The following is a 12,844-nucleotide window of genomic DNA, read 5'->3' as shown; positions in this document are numbered from 1 at the left end:
GGGCGGCCCCTCTTCCTGCCCCGGCCTCTGTCCCGTCCTTCCGGAAGGAGAACCACCATGCCCCGACGCGAGATATGGAGCGCTGACGAGCAGCGCCGGTTCGTCGACGACGGTGTCCTCATACGCCGCGGCCTGGTCCACGGCGCCGTCCTGTCCCGGGCCCGTGACCTCGTCGGCGACTGGCTCGCCGGGGCGTACGACCCGTCGCGGCTCACCGCCTACACCGAACGCAGCTTCGCCCCCGAGCTGGAAGAGCACCCCGACCTCCTCGCCCTCTATCACCGCAGTGGCCTGTTGGAGCTGGCCGAGGACCTGCTGCGGCCCTCATGGATCGCCCCGGTCACCCGGGCGCAGATCCAGATCCGGCTGCCGCACGGCGCCGAGCAGCCGGTGAAGCGGATGCACGTCGACGGCGTCTCCTGCCCCCACCTGGAACCGTCCGACCTGCGCACGTTCAGCTTCATCATCGGCGTCGTGCTGGACGGCAGCGCCACCGCGGACGCTGGCGCTCTGCACTACGTGCCCGGCGGGCACCACCGGATGGCCCGCTATTTCGCCAACGACTGGACCCTGGGGCAGCCAGCCCAGACCCCCGACGACATCGACGCCCAGGACGGCACCGCCTTCATCGCCGAGCCCGGCGACGTGATCGTGATGCACCACCTCGTCCCGCACCGGGTCGGCATCAACACCAGCGGCACCCCGAGGGTGATGGCGTACTTCCGTATCCAACACGCCCAGCACCCCGACCTCGCCCTGGCCGCCCTGTCGAACCCGTGGCTGGAGTACCCGGCGCTCGCCGACCTCGCCCGCCTCGGCACCGCGTGAAGGGGCGGAGCATCGTGGACGTCCTCGCCCCCGAGCAGTTCCCCGACGCCGCCCGGCTCCTGGCCGCCGGGCAGGTGGTCGCCGTGCCCACCCCGCGCTGGTACATGCTCTGTGCCCGCGCTGCCGACCCGGCCGCCACGGACGCGGTCTTCCGCGCCAAGCAGCGCCCCACCGACAAGCCGCTGCTGCTCCTGCTCGACTCCCCGGCCACGGCCGAGGACCTGTTCGACCTGAGCGTTGACGCCCGTCTGCTGGCCGGCGCCCTGTGGCCGGGGGACCTCGCGCTGCGCCTTCCGTGGAAACCGGACGCGAAGGCCGTCTCGGCGGTCGGCTCCCCGGCGCTCGCCGGATGCCCTGACGGGATCCTGGGCCGCCTCGTCGCCCTGGCCGGCGAACCGCTCGCCGCCGCTGTATGCAGCATCTCCACCCCCGCCGCCGACGAGAAGGACCACCCGGCGCTCACTGCCACCCAGGTCGCCGCCTTCGAACGGACCACGAAGGCCGGGATCGCCGCGGTCGTCGACGGCGGGATCTGCCCGCACGGCCGGCACATGACCATCGTCGACTGCCCCGCGGACACCGCCGCCCGCCTGGAGCGGGAGGGAACCGTCCATGCCCGCGCCGTCGAAGCCGCCCTCTCCACGTCGGGAGGGCCTCATGTGGGCTGACCTCGCCCGCCGCACGAACCGCCTCGTGCCCGACGCGTCGGTGGCCGCCGTCGCCGACGCGCTCGACTACCTCTGCCTCGCCCAGCTCTACCTGCGCGACAACCCGCTCCTGGCCCGACCTCTGACCCCGGCCGACATCAAACCCCGGCCGGCCGGGCACTGGGGGGTGTGCCCGCCCGTCAACCGGATGCTCGCCGCCCTGGGCCCTCTCCAGGCGGCCGTCCCCGACGGCTACGACCTGCACGTGCTGCACGGCGCCGGGCACGCCGGGCCCTCCGCCCTCGCCCACGCCTACCTCACCGGCCGGCTCGGCAACGCCCGCCCCGGCCTATCCCCAGGCGAGGCCGGACTTCGCGAACTCGTCTCCGGCTTCCCCCGGGCCGACATCGGCGGGGAGATCACCCCGATGATCCCCGGCCACCTGTACACCGGAGGCCAGCTCGGGCCCGCCCTCGCGATCGGACAGGGCACCGTCCTCGACGCGCCCCACCGGCTGTCGGTGGTCCTGATCGGCGACGGGGAGTGCGAGACCGGGACGACCGCCGCGTCCTGGCTCGCCACCCGCGCCCTGCACGGTACGGGCGACCACGGCACCGTCCTTCCCGTCGTCCTGCTCAACGGACTGCGCATGGGCGGGCCGAGCGTGCTGTCCACCCTGAGCCGCGCCGAACTCACCGCATACTTCACCGGACTTGGCCACCGGCCCGTCTACAGCGACGGCCTCGGCACCGGCCAGCTCCGCCAGGCGCTGGCCGAAGCCCTCGGCGCCGCCCGGCCCCTGGGCATCCCGGGCACCTCCAGTGTCCTGGTGCTCACCCTGGACAAGGGCCACGGCGCCCCCGCCCGCCTCGTCGGCACCCCGGCGGTCCACAAGACGCCACTGCGCGACCCCGCCGGCGCCGAGTTCGAGGTGCTCGCCGAATGGCTGGCCTCCTACCAGCCCGCTCAGCTCCTCACCCCCGGTGGCCGGCCCCGGCCGCACCTGCTGCCCGCGCTCCCGCAGCCTCGGCCCGGGCCCGCCGTCCTCCCGGCGCCGCGCGGCTGCGTCGCCGCCGCCGCCCAGGTAGCCGCCCACGCCGCCGGGCGCCCGTTTGCGCAGGTGGTCCCCGAGGTTCTGCGGGCCCGCGCCGAGCAGGGACCGTTCCGCGTGTTCAGCCCCGACGAGCTGGCCTCCAACCGCCTCGACCTCGCCGACGACGAGGGTTGCCCGGCGCCGTGGGCGGTGGAAGTCCTCAGCGAGGAGCTGTGCCACGCCTGGGCCCAGGGCTACACCGAGACCGGTCGGCACGCCCTCGTCGCCACCTACGAGGCGTTCGCGCCGATCACGCTCAGCCTCATCCAGCAGCAGCTCAAGCACCGCTCCGTGCGCCGGCACGCCGGGCTCGCCCCGCTGCCCAGCCTGGTCTACCTCCTGACCAGCCTCGGCTGGCACAACACCCTCACCCACCAAAACCCCAGCCTCACCACGGCACTTCTGGCCAGCGGCGACCCCACCCTTCACGTCCTCACCCCCGCCGACCCCGCGCGCGCCGCCGCCGCCCTCACCTTCGCCCTGCGCAAGCTCGACCGGTGCACGATCGTCGTCGCCGGCAAGCACACGCACCTCCAGCACCCGTTGGAGACCGTCGACGAGGAGCTGCGGCACGGGATCGCGATCTGGCCCCACCTGACCCACCCCGGAACCGGCGAGCCCGACCTGATCCTCGCCTCCGCCGGCGACCTGCCTGCCGAGGCCCTGACCACCCTCGCCCGACGGCTGCACGCCGATCGCCCCGGCCTGCGCCTGCGGTACGTCCACGTCCACGACCTCACGGCCCTCGCCGAGGACGGCACCCGCCCCCTCGCCCTCGCCCCGGACGCGTTCGCCCGCCACTTCGGCACCCGGGCGCCGATCGTCCTGGCCACCAGCGGACACCCCGCTGACCTCCACGCCCTCCTCGGCCGCCGCCACCCCGGCCCCCGGCTCACCGTCCTCGGCTACCGCGACCCCGGCCGCCCCGTCTCGCAGGAACACCTCCGCGAACTCTGCGGCCTCGACGACGCCGGCCTGTGGAAGCTCGCCACCGCCCTCACCGACACCCCGAAGGAGATACCGGCATGAGCAACCGGCTCCCGCCCGCCGCCCCTGACGCCGGCACCGTCGACGCCTTCGACCGCGACGGGTACGCGATCATCCGCGACGCGATCACCCCGGACCTGCGCGACCGGCTCCTGACCGCCGCCGAGAAACTGCTGGCCAGCGACATCACCCAGGGCCGCGACCGCGGAGGCGACGGCAAGGACGGCTTCCGCGGATGCCTCAACCTCGATCCCGCCTTCCTCCCGCTCCTCGCCAACCCGGCGGTCCTGCCCACCGTCGTCCAACTCCTCAGCCCCAACATCCACCTGCTCTCCGCCCACCTCATCGCCCTGCCCAGCGGCCCGCCCCGCACCATCCGCATCCCCGAACGCCACGGCTGGCACCGCGACATGTACGGCGTCACAGCCGACCTCGGCTTCCCGAACACCCCTCGGATGGCGATCAAGGCCGCCCTCTACCTCACCCCTGTCACCCCCGACTGCGGGCTGACCATGTTCCTCCCCGGCAGCCACCACCTCACCGAAGAACCCGCCGTCCCCGCCGGCGCCATCGACCCGCCCGGCGCCATCACCCCCGACATCACCGGCACCGACGCAGTCCTCTTCGAGAACCGGACCTGGCACACCGGAGGCATCAACCTCTCCGGCCGGCCCCGCATCGCCCTAATGCTCCAGTACGGATACCGCTGGCTCCACCCGGTCGACGACCCGGCCGTGGAGCTACGAGCCGACCCCGCTCTCACCGATGTAGAACGGCAGCTCCTAGGCATGCCTGATCGGCACCCGGACGGATCCCTCGCCAAGGGCAGCGGAGCTGCGCCCATGCACTCGTGGTGGCAATCCGGACGCTTCCGGTAGAGCAGAGGCAACACCATCGAACCCATCGGCGGGCCGACAGAGGCTAGACGCCCGGCGCCGCGCAGACGGCCGTCTCATCCTCATCGACGTGGCAGCAGCAGTTCACCGTCGCCCGCACCAAGCGCGACTCTGCCTATCAGCAGACCCCCTAAGGAGCGATCGCGGGCAGGTGTTCGGCCATCGCGAGCAGGGTCCGATCCGCGTAAGCGGGGCCCACGAGCTGAACACCGATCGGGAGGCCGTCGGCGGTGCGGCCGAGTGGCGTGACCAGGCTGGGCAGCCCGACATGGCTGGTGAGGTTGGCCCAGCCGGTCTGCTCGAAAAAGTTCCGGTCGGCGCCGTCGACCGTGAGGGTACGACTGCCGGCCGGGATCGCCGCGGTGGGAGCAGCAGGAGTGATGAGGACGTCGTACGGGCCGTCGGTGAAGAACCGGTGCCACGTCTGCTGCAGCCGGAGGCGTTCTTCGTTGGCGCGGAGCCAGGCGCGGTGGGTCTGCGTGCGGTGGCGCAGGATGGCGGCGCGTGGGCTCGCGTCGTCCGGGTCCAGGTCTCGGGCGGCGGCGAGTTCGGCCGCGCCGGCATCGTCGTTGGAGGTGGCCGTCGCGGTGGCGTGGAGCAGTTGCTCGAACAGGCGGAGGGAGTCGGTGAAAGCGACAGGCCCCGCGGTGCGGTGGACAGTGGTGCCCGCGGAAGCGAGCGTCCCTTCCAGCGCAGCGAGAGCCTCAGTCGTCTCCCGGTCGACGGGACAGCTCGGATCCCCTGCCCACACCGCCACGCGAAGTTGGCCGAGCGGGCGTTGCGTCACGGGCAGGGTGACGCCCCAAGGACTGTTCTCGCCGGGCGACGGAGTCGTCAGTGCGGCAAGGAGGAGGTCGAGGTCGCGGGGGTGGCGAGCGAGGGGTCCAGGGGTGACCATGTCGCTGCTGGTGATCCATCCCGGCGGCCGGGGGATGTGGCCGCGGGCCGGGACGAGTCCGTGGGTGGGGCGCAGGCCGTAGACGCCGCAGTAGTGGGCGGGCAAACGCAGGGAGCCGGCGAGGTCGCTGCCGAGTTCAGCGGGAGTCAGATGGGCGGCGACTGCGGCGGCGGGGCCTCCGGAGGAGCCACCGGTGGTGCGCTTGTGGTCGTGCGGGTTGAGGGTGGGTCCGAACAGGGCGTTGTCGGTGTGCAGGTCCTGGCAGTACGCCGGAAGGTTGGTCTTGCCCATGATGACGGCGCCTTGGTGGCGGAGCCGGGCGACCGCGTCAGCGTCGTGTGCGGGGATGTGGGCGGCGAGGTCTTCGGCGCCGCTAGTGGTACGCAGACCGGCGGTCTCGAAGCTGTCCTTGATCGTAAGGGGAAGGCCGTCGAGGGTGCCGGTGCTCTCGTTGTGGGCGCGACGTTCGTCGGCCGCGTGTGCAGCGGCTCGGGCCGCGCTGTCGTCCCGGGTGACGACGGCATTGATCCGACTGGCATCTATCTGGGCAAGGTGGAGGTCGAGCAGCTCGCGGCTGGAGATCTCGCCTCGGTCCAGGGCCTGGAGCTGGACGTGGGCGGGCTGGTGCGTGAGGTTGTTCGTCATGCGGAGACTCGCTCAGGGTGGGGGGCTCGTGCGGGCTGGCGGGGCAGGTGACGCGCGACGTCGAGGAGAGCGTCGATGTCTTCCATGGGCCGGGTGGTCTGGCGTCCGGAGTCGGCGAACTCAGTGAGCTGGTCGGGGTCCGGGCGAGCGCCAGCGGCCCGAGCGGCGATCCCTGCGAGTATCTGGTCCGCCGTGACGGCCGCGGACAGCTCCTGTCCGTGGAGTCCTCGAGCCCTGTGCCAGGCTTCGCTGGCCTCGCGGGTGGACGTGTCGAGGTACTGACGGATCACGAAGCGGCCGTCCCGGATCTCGACGGCTCGGCGGTAGAGCCGAACCGAGATGCGGCGGAAACGACGCCGCTGTGAGGGCTCGACCCTGTCGATCGGCAGCTCGATTTCCGGGGCCTCGCTGTAGAAGGCGAGCCACAGGGGGCGCAGGCCGTAGTAGCTGCGGTACTGCTTGATCCGGTACAGGACGCTCTGGCCTTGGTCGCTGAGCGTCGGTATGAGCCAGCCGATCAGCGTGAGCATGGCGCCGACATCGCCGCAGGTCCAGGCGAAGCTTTCCCAATCCGCGAGGGAGGTGTCGAAGGCGCCGGCGATCACATTGCCGATGCGGACGGCGCTGTACCCGAGAGTGACGATCGCGCCGAGGGCGATGATGCGCAGGCCGACTCGGACCGACCCTCGGGTGCTGCGCCGGGCCAGGCGCCAGCAGGCGCGGGCCAGGAAGATCTCGCCGACGGTATAGGCCGTCACGTACAGGGTGAGGTACGCGGCGTACCAGCCGTCGTGTGCGTAGTAGAGCGTGAAGTCGATCGGATGCGGGGCGCTCGGCGTGAGCAGGGCGAACAGCACCAGCAGCGCGGCGATCACCGACAGGCCGGCGCCGAGCCATCGGCGGCTCCTGCGCCGGGCGACCTCGGGTGGGGAACCCCAGTAGGTGAGGACCACCTGTTGGCAGGCCAGGAGGGCAACCACGCAGCCCTGCGCAAGCGGCACGGACAGGTTGACGGTGCCGAGCACACGATCGAGGTAGTTCCACATCGGCGTGATGGAGAACAGGAACGACAGCCCTGACAGCAGGAAGACAGCGGCGAGCGCGGCCGAGGCGGGGTCGCGGCGTCGTGTGGTCACGTCTCGCAGGAGGCAGAGGAAGCCGAGCGTCGCGACGACGAGGCTGATGGGGTGGAGCAGATCCTTCACGGCCGGGCCTCCCGTCGGCGCAGCAGGGTGTGCGTGACGCGGTCCTGCACATCGTCGCCGGAGGACTCGTCGCTGCGCAGCCACCGGTCGATGATCTGGCGCTGGAGAAGTGAGGCGAGCTGTTCGGTGTCCCGCTCTTCGTCCTCGTCGTACTTGGTGCGGCCCAGCATCATCTGCACGGTGCCCGAGCCCACGTTGGTGAAGATCGTCTCTGAGAGTGCCGAGGCTGGACGGCTCTCGTGGTGGCCGAGCAGTAGATGGCAGAACTCGTGGGCGATGGTGTGGTCTTGATGCAGAGGGCTGGTCCGGGGGTCGTAGCCCACGTGAAACGCACTCTCTGTGACGGCGCAGGCTCCGCAGATGGAGGGAGCCAGCTCGCGGGGCTCTAGGATTACCCGCCGTCCCGTCCGGCGTGAGATCTCGTTGCTGAGATCGCGGATGTTGGTGACGGGCGGGAGCTTCAGCTCGGCCAAGAGGTCAGGCCGGCGCAGCCTACGTGCAGACCACATTGCGTTTCCTTGATCATTTACTGAACTGCTGCCTTTTTACGCGCCAGTTGGGGGCGGCAAACCCTCGGATTTCCTTACGCTTTCAACGACCCCCAGGACGGCATCCTTTCCGTCCGCAGAGACGTCGGATAGGCGAAGGAGAACGTTCTTGATCTTCGCGTCCCTGAGCAGTACGAGCAACTCAAGCTCCTGCACTGTCTTTTCAGCGACTGCATCATCGAACCAATAGGCGGGATCCACGCCGAAAAACCCTGCGAGCGCTTCGAGGTGACGCTTCGTCGGGTTGTCGCGTTGGCCCGTCCGTAGCAGCCACAGGTACTGCGCCGACAGCTTGCCCAGCCCGCGCTCCTCCATGAGTTCAGCCACTTCAGCGTTACTGAAGGGGCCGCGGCCGGGCGGGTGCACCGTGTCGAATAGGCGGTTGAGGCGATCCATGAGCCCCTTAGGGGTCATCTGACCTTCGGTCGATTCTTGCATGATCCTTTTCTGGGTGGGCTTCGTCGTCACTTCAACCACCCTACCCCGCCATAAACACCAGTTGACGGCTTGATCCCGCGTATGGAAAGTTCTTCTTCACCAGCACGTATCCGTGTGGCGCGTACCGCCCGTTTAGGTCGGCCTGTCCGTTTCTATCGGCAGGAGTACGCCGGGCGACGTGGCGCAAGCCACATTTGCTCCGCGACATACATCACGTCTGGTAAACCGTATTTGATCTTCGAGCTGGGAAAGCGGAGGCGATCGTGGAAGCACCCCATTCACATCGCGTTTCCGCGGCGGAAAATATCAGACACCCGCCCCATTTTGGACACTCCTACACGATCTCGAAATTCGAGGCATCCGCGGCAACGGTGCGCCTCGATGCGAGGGAATGCCCTACCAGACCCAGTGGGGCCGACTGCGGCACATGAACCCTTGGTCACTCTCTGCAACCAGTACAGAGTTTAAGAACCAAGTCTGGATCTTGACGCGGGCCCGTGCGTATGTTCGTCGTCCCCGGGCAGCCCGCCTGCGGCCACGAATGTGAGGAGAGCACGAGCACGGACCGGACCACGAAGGTCCAAACACAGCGACGGCGCCCGAGGAGCTAGCTCCCGGACGCCGAACGCTAAGCGGCATACCCGCCCCGGCAAGGGCGGCGACTGCCCACCATCACCACGCTGAGTCCTTCCGACGGGCGCACCAGCGTGGCAACACTGCAAAGGGGAGTATCGCATGTCTCCTGCCCTGCGCAAAAGGCCCTTCCGCCTGGCCTGCGCGGCAGCCACCTCCTTCTCGGCGCCTCAGCGCCCCGAGTCGGACCGCCCCACTTCGGCCCCGGCGAGCCGCCGGACACGCCCGTGCGTCGGGAGCGGCCGATGACCAGCGAAGCCCGTGAATGGGTGTGGGAGCACAGCTCCAGCCGAGGGGCCGCACGCCTGGTCCTGCTGTCGCTCGCGGACCGGGCGACCGACGAGCAGTGCATCTCCTACGCCTCGCTGTCCACCCTGGCTAAGCGCACCCGCGCCTCGGTCTCCACGGTGCGCGAAGCTGTCGAGCGCCTGCTCCTGGCCGGAGAACTGGAACAGCTCGACGACCTCGTCGGCCCGCAACGCTGCACCGTCTACCGCATCCCTCTCGCCGCCGAAGCGCTCGCCCAGGCCCAGCGAGAGCAGCAGCAGGAGGAGGACGGCGAAGCGATGGCGGCAGACGCGCACGATGGCCCCGTCAAGCTCCGGCTCTCGGCTTTGCGGCGCTACGGAATCCGTCCACGTGAGGTGCCGAAATCGCAGGCGGACTGCCGGAAACCGGCAGTACCGGAGACCGGCAGGTCAAGGCGGAAACCGGCACAGCGGCGTACCGGCCACCGGCACAGCGATGTACCGGCTACCGGCACACAGAACCGTAGTGAACCTGATTTGAACCGGAAGTACAGCAGTAGTGGTGCGGCCGTCATCTCGGCTGCCGAGTGGCAGGTCGACCCCGCCACCCACACCTGGACCCGCCAGCAGGGACACCTGGAACGCCTCGGCGAGGAGGGCCTGCGCGCCGCCGACGCGAAGTGGCGCGCCCATCGCGCCGCCCTGAAGCCGAGGCCGGCGGAAGCCTGGGCTGTCGACTGGCGCTCCTGGGTCGCCCGGGAACACGCCCCCAGCCGTCCGAACCTCTACGCCGTGCCCGGCAAGAACGCCGCCGCATCGGCGGGCATGACGCGGACGGAGGCTCACACCGCCGCCCTGCTCGCTGCACTCGACGAGCCGACCGGAACGGAGGGCTGACCGTGGACCGCCGCGAAATCGCCGCCCTGCTGGCCTACATCGGCCGACTCGACCCCCGCACCATTCGCACCGACCAGGGCGAGGCCCGCGATCAGCTCGCCCAGTGGCACGAACTGCTCGGCGACGTGCCGATGGCCACCCCGCACGGCTGGGACATCCGCGTCGCGGCCCGCCAGCACATCCGCACCTCGCCGTACCCGATCCAACCCGCAGACGTGGCGCAGCCCTGGGAGAAGTACCGGCGTGACCGCTTGGCGCGGCACTCCGACCCCACGCCGTCCGCCGACCCGGACGACCAAGCCGCCTGGGCCGAGGAACTGGCCGCCACCCGTCGCGCAGTCGCTGGCGGAACCGTGCAGCCCGCGCAGGCCCGAGCCATCACCAGCGGCCAGGAGGAGATCAACCCGCGGTTGCAGGCCCGGCTGGACCAAATCGGGTCCTGCATACCGCCCGCTGCCCGAGCGGCCCTCGCCCCCTATCGGCCCGCCCGCGCAGCCCGAGAAGCTGCGGTCGCGCAAGGGTTGCCCGACGCCCTGAGTGTGCGGTGCGAGTGGTGCCTGGCCCAGCCCGGCGAGCCATGCCGTCGCAGGCGGATCGGCCCCGACAACGGCGTACGCGGCACCACCCCGCGCGCCACGCCGCATCACTGCCGCCAAGACCTCGCCACAGCCCAGCAGGCGCAGCCCACCGGACAGACCCAGCAGCCCGCCCCCGCCTGACCGGTGCTCCGGCGCGTGCACCCCGTCTGCTGCACGGCCAACCCGACACCACCGTCCCGCACCGGCTGCGGCGCATGCCCGCGCGCCGCAGCCGGCACCCGACGCCCCGCCGAGCCCGCCCCGCCGCTCGGCGCGGCAGCACATCGGAGACCCATCTTGCGCCACATCACCACCCACGACGCACCGGCCACTGGCCTGCGCGGCATCGGAGACACGAGCTGGCACACCCGCAGCGCGTGCCATGGCATGGACGTCGAGGACGCCGCGGCTGTGTTCTTCCCCGGTCCCCGGGACCACGAGGAGATCGCGGAGGCGAAGGAGCTGTGCGGCTGGTGCCCCGTACGCCGCGAGTGCCTGGACTTCGCACTGGAGAACGTCCTCAAGGAGGGCGTGTGGGGTGGACTGACCGAAGCCGAGCGGCGTCCGCTGCACGAGAACCTGCACCAGCGCTTGGACTACCGGCGCGTGACCGCCTTCTTCCAGGGGCGCGATGTGCACCTGACCGAGACCGAGCGGCAGGTCGTCATCGACCACGCCTACGTCCGGGGCTGGCGGCCCGACCGGCTCGCTGGCGCCTTGAAGATCAGCCACAAGCACGCCCGCGACCTGCTCCGCGGTGCGGCCAACAAGGTCCTCGACCGCGACCGCAACTACGGCGTGCCCCGTTCCAGGAAGAAGCGGACGAAGACCTCCAAGGGCAAGGGCACCCCCACGCCCACGGCCCCCGGCACCCAGCCCCCCGCAAGCCGCCCGGCAGCGTCCGCCCCGGTGAGCGCCCTTCTCGGAAAGGCAGCATGACCCACCCCGTACTCGCCTTCGGTGCCACCTCGGACCTCTCTCTCCTCCTGATCGCCGTCGTGCCCACCGTCCTCGCGCTCGTGCTGGCCGCCTGGACCGTACGGCGCCGGGGAGCCCAGACGAACGAGCGTCTCGGCGGACCTGCGGTCAAGGTCGCCGCCGTGGCCGCCGTGGCCTGCACCGCCTACAGCGCGGACACCAGCTGGCGGTTCGCCGCCGACTACCTCGACATGGCTGGCACCGCCGAGCGCGCCGGGATGTTCGCTGCCGCTGAGCTCTCCCTGTTCGCGATGGCGCTGATGGCTCGGCAGAATCTGGCCGTCCAGGGTGCCCCCGGTCTGCCGGGCGCGCTGGTCTGGGTGATCACGGCGGTGCAAGTGATCCCCGCCTACGCCGAAAGCGGCCCGGTCGGCGGCACGGTCCGCGCCTTCGTGGGGCCGGTCATGGCGGCGATGCAGTGGCACGTGGCCATGGGGATCGAACTGCGGCTGCGCACCCCCGGCGCGGCGTCGCGCGGGCTGGTCGCTGTGCTGGGCCGAGAGGTGCGTGAACGGCTGCTGTCCCGCCTGGGCATCGCCGCGCGCGACCGCGACTCCGCGCAGATCACCCGGGACCGGGCCACCTCCCGCGCGGTCACTCTCGCCGCCCGTCTCGCGGAGCAGACTCCTGAGCAGCAGCGAAGCCGTCGTGGCCGACGGCTGACCCGGCGTCTGTCGAAGGCCGTGGGCAGGGCCTCGGTCGGCACCGATCCTCTCCAGCGGGCACAGCTGCTCGACCAGCTCGCCGCCCGGCGACACGCTCTCGCACTCGCCACGGTGCCGCTTCCCTCTCCGTGGTCCTCGGTGAGCGGCGACACATCGGCGGCCACGGTCCTCCCGCAGCCGATGCCCAGTAAAGCGACGGTCCCCGCCCCCGGTCCCGACGGTCTCGACGAGTCGGTCCCGGACCGAGGACCGGGAAATGTGCCGGGACCGGTCCCCAGCCAGGCAGCTCCGATGGAGGAGGTCGGCTCCGGGACCGAAGGCGGCGAAACGGGAACGCTCGCGGCGTCCGGCCTTCGTGAAGACGGTGCCGTCTCGGGGACCGGTCCCCGAGATCGAGAAGCTGCCGAGCTGGACACGGAAGCTACGCAGACCGACGACACAGCGCCCGAAGCAGCAGCTCGGAGTGCGGATTGCCATCGGGGATCGGCCCCCGTGAAGTCCGGGACCGAGAGCGCCGAGGACCGCGGACCGACCACCCCCGAGTCCGGGACCGAAACCACCCAGGACCGCGGACCGACCACCCCCGAGTCCGGGACCGAAACCACCCAGGACCGCGGACCGACCACCCCCGAGTCCGGGACCGAAACCACCCAGGACCGC

12 protein-coding genes are annotated in these 12,844 nt (G+C 70.9%); 8 read left to right on the top strand and 4 right to left on the bottom strand.

Translation table 11 applies throughout. From position 1 onward, the window contains the following. The first annotated feature begins 57 nt into the window (after positions 1-57). From ACFYZA_RS07550 to ACFYZA_RS07535, 4 genes are read left to right on the top strand one after another with little or no spacing between them, the layout of a single operon-like run. Positions 58-828, top strand: coding sequence for a phytanoyl-CoA dioxygenase family protein (locus ACFYZA_RS07550; protein ID WP_388488278.1), 771 nt, complete (start codon positions 58-60; stop codon positions 826-828). A gap of 14 nt (positions 829-842) precedes the next feature. Next, a complete protein-coding gene (locus ACFYZA_RS07545; RefSeq protein WP_388488276.1) occupies positions 843-1,496 on the top strand; it encodes an L-threonylcarbamoyladenylate synthase in 654 nt (217 codons plus the stop codon). Further along, positions 1,486-3,597, top strand: coding sequence for a phosphoketolase (locus ACFYZA_RS07540; RefSeq protein WP_388488274.1), 2,112 nt, complete (start codon positions 1,486-1,488; stop codon positions 3,595-3,597). The genes ACFYZA_RS07545 and ACFYZA_RS07540 overlap by 11 nt, the downstream gene beginning before the upstream one ends. Next, complete coding sequence (locus ACFYZA_RS07535; RefSeq protein WP_388488271.1) at positions 3,594-4,433, top strand: phytanoyl-CoA dioxygenase family protein; 840 nt, start codon at positions 3,594-3,596, stop codon at positions 4,431-4,433. The genes ACFYZA_RS07540 and ACFYZA_RS07535 overlap by 4 nt, the downstream gene beginning before the upstream one ends. Before the next feature lie 148 nt (positions 4,434-4,581). Here the strand turns inward: ACFYZA_RS07535 and ACFYZA_RS07530 are convergent, their stop codons facing one another. The 4 genes from ACFYZA_RS07530 to ACFYZA_RS07515 all read right to left on the bottom strand — a co-directional run bounded on the left by ACFYZA_RS07530 (position 4,582) and on the right by ACFYZA_RS07515 (position 8,215). Beyond that, positions 4,582-5,994, bottom strand: a complete 1,413-nt coding sequence (locus ACFYZA_RS07530; protein ID WP_388488268.1) for an amidase family protein — start codon at positions 5,992-5,994, stop codon at positions 4,582-4,584. Next, entirely contained in the window at positions 5,991-7,199 is a 1,209-nt protein-coding gene (locus ACFYZA_RS07525; RefSeq protein ID WP_388488266.1) for an MAB_1171c family putative transporter, read from the bottom strand. Before ACFYZA_RS07525 ends, ACFYZA_RS07530 begins: the two co-directional genes overlap by 4 nt. After that, positions 7,196-7,522: a secondary metabolite protein gene (locus ACFYZA_RS07520; protein ID WP_388488265.1), complete on the bottom strand. Its 327-nt coding sequence runs from the start codon at positions 7,520-7,522 to the stop codon at positions 7,196-7,198. The genes ACFYZA_RS07525 and ACFYZA_RS07520 overlap by 4 nt, the downstream gene beginning before the upstream one ends. Positions 7,523-7,744: 222 nt before the next feature. Further along, positions 7,745-8,215 carry an XRE family transcriptional regulator gene (locus ACFYZA_RS07515; protein ID WP_388488263.1) on the bottom strand — a complete coding sequence of 157 codons (471 nt, stop codon included), beginning with the start codon at positions 8,213-8,215 and terminating at the stop codon, positions 7,745-7,747. 848 nt (positions 8,216-9,063) lie between these two features. On the opposite strand from ACFYZA_RS07515, the gene ACFYZA_RS07510 reads away from it, so the two are divergent. From ACFYZA_RS07510 to ACFYZA_RS07495, 4 genes are all read left to right on the top strand, one after another. Further along, positions 9,064-9,963, top strand: a complete 900-nt coding sequence (locus tag ACFYZA_RS07510; protein ID WP_388488260.1) for a helix-turn-helix domain-containing protein — start codon at positions 9,064-9,066, stop codon at positions 9,961-9,963. Positions 9,964-9,965: 2 nt separating this feature from the next. Further along, on the top strand, positions 9,966-10,682 hold the full coding sequence (locus tag ACFYZA_RS07505; protein ID WP_388488257.1) for a hypothetical protein: 717 nt from the start codon (positions 9,966-9,968) through the stop codon (positions 10,680-10,682). Positions 10,683-10,838: 156 nt separating this feature from the next. After that, positions 10,839-11,480 carry a WhiB family transcriptional regulator gene (locus ACFYZA_RS07500; RefSeq protein WP_388488255.1) on the top strand — a complete coding sequence of 214 codons (642 nt, stop codon included), beginning with the start codon at positions 10,839-10,841 and terminating at the stop codon, positions 11,478-11,480. Next, a partial coding sequence (locus ACFYZA_RS07495) for a hypothetical protein (RefSeq protein WP_388488253.1) occupies positions 11,477-12,844 on the top strand: 1,368 nt, incomplete at its 3' end. The genes ACFYZA_RS07500 and ACFYZA_RS07495, both read left to right, overlap by 4 nt.

Origin of the sequence: Streptomyces sp. NPDC001828, from assembly GCF_042892175.1 — a bacterium.
GTDB lineage: Bacteria > Actinomycetota > Actinomycetes > Streptomycetales > Streptomycetaceae > Streptomyces.
This window is presented reverse-complemented; position numbering and strand designations above follow the sequence as displayed.